The organism is Phyllobacterium sp. P5_D12 (assembly GCF_054049495.1).
The window spans coordinates 1-6,314 of record NZ_JBFUMG010000244.1; the positions used below are offsets into that span (position 1 = coordinate 1).

Annotated in this window: 5 protein-coding genes; all 5 read right to left on the reverse strand. The window is 57.7% G+C overall.

From position 1 onward, the window contains the following. The coding region (locus tag ACXJ5O_RS15870; protein WP_457300726.1) for a cob(I)yrinic acid a,c-diamide adenosyltransferase at positions 1 to 503 on the reverse strand (503 nt) is incomplete at its 3' end. Between the two features lie 26 nt (positions 504 to 529). After that, positions 530 to 4,258: a cobaltochelatase subunit CobN gene (cobN, locus tag ACXJ5O_RS15875; protein ID WP_457300727.1), complete on the reverse strand. Its 3,729-nt coding sequence runs from the start codon at positions 4,256 to 4,258 to the stop codon at positions 530 to 532. A gap of 11 nt (positions 4,259 to 4,269) precedes the next feature. Further along, complete coding sequence (gene cobW, locus ACXJ5O_RS15880) at positions 4,270 to 5,322, reverse strand: cobalamin biosynthesis protein CobW (protein WP_457300728.1); 1,053 nt, start codon at positions 5,320 to 5,322, stop codon at positions 4,270 to 4,272. Between the two features lie 4 nt (positions 5,323 to 5,326). Next, entirely contained in the window at positions 5,327 to 5,848 is a 522-nt protein-coding gene (cobU, locus tag ACXJ5O_RS15885) for a bifunctional adenosylcobinamide kinase/adenosylcobinamide-phosphate guanylyltransferase (protein ID WP_457300729.1), read from the reverse strand. After that, positions 5,848 to 6,314 (reverse strand): CbtA family protein (locus ACXJ5O_RS15890; protein WP_457300730.1); only part of this gene is annotated, 467 nt, incomplete at its 5' end. The genes cobU and ACXJ5O_RS15890, both read right to left, overlap by 1 nt.

The following is a 6,314-nucleotide window of genomic DNA, read 5'->3' on the forward strand; positions in this document are numbered from 1 at the left end:
TGCGGCTTCTGCTTCAGGACCTCGATGATTTCATCGACCGGCAGATAGTCATAACGCAGAGCAATGTTCAGTTCGTCGCAGAGTACCAACTCGGTTTCGTCGTCGAGGATCATCATCTTGGCCTGTTCCCACGCATCGCGCGCCATGGCGATATCGCGGGCACGATCCTGCGTTTCCCACGTAAATCCCTCGCCCATGGCGGAAATCGTCACCTGCTCGGGGAATTTCTCCAGAACCCAACGCTCGCCCGTATCCCATGATCCTTTGACGAACTGGACGACGCCGATCTTCATGCCATGGCCAAGCGCCCTGAACACAACGCCGAAGCCGGCCGTGGATTTGCCTTTTCCTTTACCGGTATTGACGATCACCAGACCTTTTTCGTCGGTCTTTGTTGCCAGAATTTTATCGCGCACCGCTTTCTTCTTGCGCATCTTGTCGGCGTGCCGCTCATTGATTTCCGCTTCGGTCAGATTCTGCAATTTTTGTGACTTTTCAGCCATTTGGCTTTCCCTTCCGAATCAAATTATCAGGCAGCAAGTTTGCTTAAATCGTAGCGCGCCGAGTTGGAACGCGGCGTCCAGAAATTGCGAGTCACTGCCTGTTCCAGCTTTTCCGCGATATCGCGCAAGGCATGCGGGTTCTTTTCCGCCAGGAAGGCACGTACATCGTCATCCACCAGAAATGCTTGATAGACGGCTTCGAAATGGTGGTTGCCGACAGCGCCGGTGGTAGCGGCGAAGGCAAAAAGATAATCCACGGTCGCCGCCATCTCGAATGCACCTTTATAGCCATGGCGCATCACGCCAGTAATCCATTTCGGGTTGGTCACGCGGCCACGAACCGTACGGGCGATTTCTTCTTCAAGCGTGCGGATAACGGGTTTTTCCGGACGTGAATGGTCATTGTGGTAGATGGCAGGGCGCTCGCCCGAGACAAGTTCCACCGCCGCCGACATACCGCCTTCGAACTGGTAGTAATCGTCGGAATCGAGCAGATCGTGCTCGCGGTTGTCCTGATTTTGCACGACGGCGTTGACGTCCCGCAGCCGTTCTTCAAGCAAGCCCCGCTCAGCATTGCCCTCGATGCCCGCGCCATAGGCATAGCCGCCCCAGACGAGCCAGGCTTCCGCCAGATCGTCGCGCTTTGCCCAGTCGTTTTCGTCGATGAGCGCTTGCAGGCCAGCACCATAGGCACCCGGCTTGGAGCCGAATACGCGAAAACCGGCGCGTTGTCTGGCCAGCTTTTCTTCTGTGCCTTCTCCAATGAGCCGCGCCTGCTCGCTGCGCATACGCGCGGCGATAGGATTATCCTCGGTATCTTCATCTAAAGCGCCCACTGCCCGCACTGCGGTGTCGAACAGCGCTATCTGGTCTGGAAATGCATCACGGAAAAAACCCGAAATTCTCAAGGTTACATCGACGCGTGGGCGACCAAGCATGGCGGTCGGGATGATTTCGTAACCGGTAACCCGGCGCGAGGCCATATCCCACACCGGCTTGACACCGATCAGTGCCAGCGCTTGCGCAATATCGTCGCCGCCGGTGCGCATATTCGAAGTACCCCAGGCGGTGAGCCCGAAGGAGGTCGGCCATTCGCCATGATCCTGCGTGTAGCGTCGGATCAGAAGCTCGGCGGATTTTTGTCCGAGTTCCCATGCGGCCGGCGTTGGCACGGCGCGGCTATCGACCGAAAAAAAGTTTCGCCCTGTCGGCAAGACATCCGGGCGCCCGCGAGTTGGCGCCCCCGACGGCCCCGGCACAACGAAACGTCCGTTCAGTGCCGTCAGCAACGCGTTCATCTCGGCATCGCCGCAAGCGGTAACAGCAGAACGCAAGTTGGTGCGGATGCCGTCAAGCACGGCAATTGTCGCTGCCCAATCCTGAGTGCAATCCACCTCTCCGGCCACCAATTTGGCGGCCAGCAGCTCGACACGTTCGACAGTATCGCCGGCGATGCGCCAAGGCTCATCCGAAATAGCTTGCAAGATATCGGGGCGAGGCCCGACCCACGGCTTGGCCATCTCACAATCCAGCGGGTCGAAGCCCTCCAACCCGAGATCGAGCGCAATCGCCCGCTGCAGGCTCTGATCGGCGCCATGGCCGGCTGCGCGTGGAACGCGCGCCAGCGCAACCACGAGATCGGTCAGCAGATGGCCTTCCGGCGATCGTCCAAAAACATGCAGGCCATCGCGGATTTGCATTTCCTTCAAATCGCAAAGATACGCATCGAGTTTCTGCAGAGCGAGATCGTCCGGGTCATGATCGTGAATGCCGACATCGCTGTCGAGCCCGATATCGCGCACCAGATCGAGAATTTGCGCCTTAAGACGCACAAGACGGCGCGGATCGACGCCCGAAGCCTCATAATATTCATCAACCAGCGCTTCGAGGTCCTTAAGGGGGCCATAGCTCTCGGCGCGCGTTAGCGGTGGCGTCAGATGGTCGATAATCACTGCCGACGAACGGCGCTTGGCCTGCGTACCCTCGCCCGGATCATTCACGATAAAGGGATAAATATGCGGGATCGGTCCAAGCACCGCTTCCGGATAGCAGTTTTCCGACAGCGCTAGAGATTTGCCCGGCAGCCATTCGAGATTGCCGTGCTTGCCGACATGCACAATGGCGTGTGCGCCATATACCTCCCGCAAATAGGCGTAGAACGCGAGATAGCCATGCGGCGGCACAAGGTCCGGCGAATGGTAGGTTTCTTTCGGATCGATGTTATAGCCGCGCGCCGGCTGAATGCCGACGAGCGTTTTGCCGAAGCGCGCCAACGGCAGGGCGAACGTCTCGGCATGCTCCATGAAGTACGGATCGGCCTCCGGCTGTCCCCAGCGCGAGATGACAACGTCTTGAATCGATTGCGGAAGCTTTTCGAAGAAGCTTCTGTATTGATTCAAGGAAATGGTTTCGCGGATTTCCCGTCCATCGAGGGCTGCGTTGGTCGGGCCCGCCATCATATGATTGATCAGCGCGTCGCCGTCGGTTGGTACGCTGGCAACCGGATAGCCCTGCTCGCGTAGCGCATGCAGGATATGCCAGATACCCGCAGGAGTATCCAAACCCACACCATTGCCAAGCCGGCCGTCACGATTGGGATAGTTGGCCATGATCAGCGCAACGCGGCGCGAAGCAGTCTTCGCAGCACGAAGCCGCGCCCAGTTGGCTGCCAGCGCCGCAACGAACTCAACGCGATTGGCCAATGGCTCGTGCGTTACGATATTGGCTTGGGTGCTCTCGTCATAATGCCGTGCGGATTTGAATGACACGGCGCGCGAAAGAACACGTCCGTCGACCTCCGGTAGTGCCACATTCATTGCCAGGTCGCGGGCTGACAATCCCTGATCGGACCCGCGCCATTGCTCGATGCTTGATCCGGAAAAGATAACCTGCAGCACCACGGCGCCGTCGTGTTCGAGCACGGTAGCTTTGCGTGCGCTGCCCGGCGCGGAAACGGCAAAGCCAGTCGAATTGAGCACGACAGAAGGCGGCACCTCGGCGAAAATGCTCTCTAGMGTCGCCACAGATACCGGATCTTTCAGACTGGAAACGAACACCGGTAAAGGGTTGAGCCCGTTGGCTTTCAGCGCATCGATCAAAGCTTCGACCGGCTGCGTCTGCCCGCTCTGCACCAGTGCGCGGTAAAAACAGATGGCAACGACCGATGCATTCTCCTGCCATTGTCCACGCAATTCTTCCAGCGATGGCGCGGCGCTGCCCGGCAACCACAACCCCGCTTTCAAAAGCGGCGCTGCTTCCTGCGGCTTTTCCTTGCCGTCGATCAGTGATCCACAATAATCGAGGAAACGTAGGGCGTTCTGCGCGCCACCCTCCAGCAGATAGTGCCAGAGCGCATCGCGATCCTGTCGTGAAATCGTGGAAAACCGGTCCAGCCCCGGGTCCGGCTTATCGTCACCTGGCAGCACCGCAAACTGTACCTTGTGATTGATCGCGCAAGCATGCAACGCTTCCAGCCCGTAAGGCCAATAGCTTTCACCGCCAAGGATCCGCACCACGATAAGCTTTGCATGACGTGCCGTGCGCTCGACATAAGCATCGACAGACATGGGATGCGCTAAGGCCATCAAATTGGCGAGGCGCAACGATACGACATCGTTTTGTCGCTTGGCAGAGCTAAGGCTTGCGAGTTCCGTGTCAGCGGCAGAGAGAAACAGCACATCTCCCGGCGTCTGGCCAAGGTCTATGGCCTCGGTGCCTTCAGCTATCGTGCCTTTCTGGGCAAGCAGGAGATGCATCTGGTTTCCTATCAGGCCGCGGCAGCGTTCATTGCCGTTGAGATGGCGGCCGTATCGATATCGTGCAAACCAATCACGACGAGCCGCGTCTGACGCTCTTCGCCGGGGTTCCAACTGCGATCGAAATAATGTTCGATACGTGAACCGACGGCCTGAATCACCAGACGCATTGGCTTGCCGGGAACATCGACGAAGCCTTTGAGCCGCAAGACGTCGTGATCGGCAATCACTGCTTTGAGCTTTTCGACAAATGATTTCGGCTCGGCCACCGGGCCAAGTCCCACGACAAAGCTTTCGAACTCGTCGTGGTCATGCTCTTCACCTGCCGCATGCTCCATCTCGTGATGCGATTGGCGATTGGCAATGTCTCCCTCGGTGCCGACGCCCAGCCCAAGCAGCAGTTCATTGCTGAGCTTGCCGAAGCTTGCCGAAACCATATTCAGCGAGCGCGAGGAGCGGCTTTGCACATCACCGCGAACGCTCATCAACTGCGCATCGCTGATCAAATCTGTCTTGTTCAACACGATAAGATCGGCTGCGCGGATCTGGTCTTCGAATAGCTCTTCCAGCGGACTGTCATGATCAAGCGATTCATCCTGTTCGCGTTGCGCGTCGACCTTGTCATGATCGTCGGCAAAACGTCCCTCCGAAACCGCGGCTGCGTCAATGACAGTCACCACACCATCGACAGTCACTTGTGTCTTGATCTCCGGCCAGTTGAACGCGGCAACCAGTGGCTGCGGCAGGGCCAATCCCGAGGTCTCGATGACGATGTGATCGAAGCGATCCGGCCGATCCAAAAGCTTGGTCATGGTCGGAATGAAATCATCGGCAACGGTACAGCAGATGCAGCCATTGTTCAGTTCGATCATATCCTCGTCGCGGCATGCCTCGATCCCGCAACCTTTGAGCAGGTTGCCGTCAACGCCAAGATCGCCAAATTCGTTGATGATCAACGCAATGCGCTTGCCATTGGCATTTTCCAGGAGATTGCGGATCATCGTCGTCTTGCCAGAACCGAGAAAGCCGGTGATGACGGTTGCCGGAATCTTTTGACCCTGCATGGTATTATCCCTTCATTTTGAGCGGCAGTCCTGCTGCTACGAAATAGACCTGAGCCGCAGCACCTGCCACGGCTTGATGGAGTCGGCCTGCATGGTCGCGAAAGTCGCGCGCCATGCGGTTTTCTGGAACGATGCCAAGACCCACCYCATTGGAGACCAGCACCACGGCCCCCTTCAATTCTCTCAGCGCCGCAACAAGCCGCGCTGTCTCTGTTTCGATATCTTTCTCAGACATCATCAGGTTGGTGAGCCACAAGGTCAGACAATCGACAAGAACGGCACGGTTGCCGGTGCACTCTCTTTGCAGCACACCGACCAGATCAAGTGGTTCTTCAATGGTTGTCCAGGAGCCGCCGCGCCGTTGCTTGTGCTGCGCTATTCTCTCTGACATTTCATCATCCCATGCTCTGCCAGTAGCAAGATAGACCGCATCCATACCGGACGCTTCGATCAACCCCTCGGCAAAAGAGGATTTACCGGAACGCGCGCCGCCCAAAACAAAGGTTGCTCTGCGTTCCAGTTGCATCAGGCATCCAGCTCCGATTGCGCGTAGTGTTGAATGGCCCAGCCAAGCGCGGTTCCAAGCACCACCCAGAAGAACAGGTTGGTTGCCAGTGTCGACACGGCAAATTCGGAAGCCAATGTCGGCGGTACGCTTGAGGTCAGATCGTCGGCTTCAGGCGCACCATAAACGTGCGGAGCCACGATCAGCGCAATGCCCAGCACCTTTGCCCAGATCTCGTCGCGAAGCACGATGAGATAAACGCCGCCTGCCGTCAGCAGAACTGTAATCAGCCACCATGCCTGCCTCGTGGCAAGGTCGGCTGCCGGCATCGCTGGCAATTCGGGAGCGAGGCTGAATGCAGGCGCAAGATTGAAAATAAAGAAGCCCGCAAGACCCCAATAAATACCATTTTGCAGCGTGATCCTGCGACCCAGAAAAAGCGCGGCAGCTCCTGTGATGAGGGCAAAGCCAGCACCGGCAACGAGAT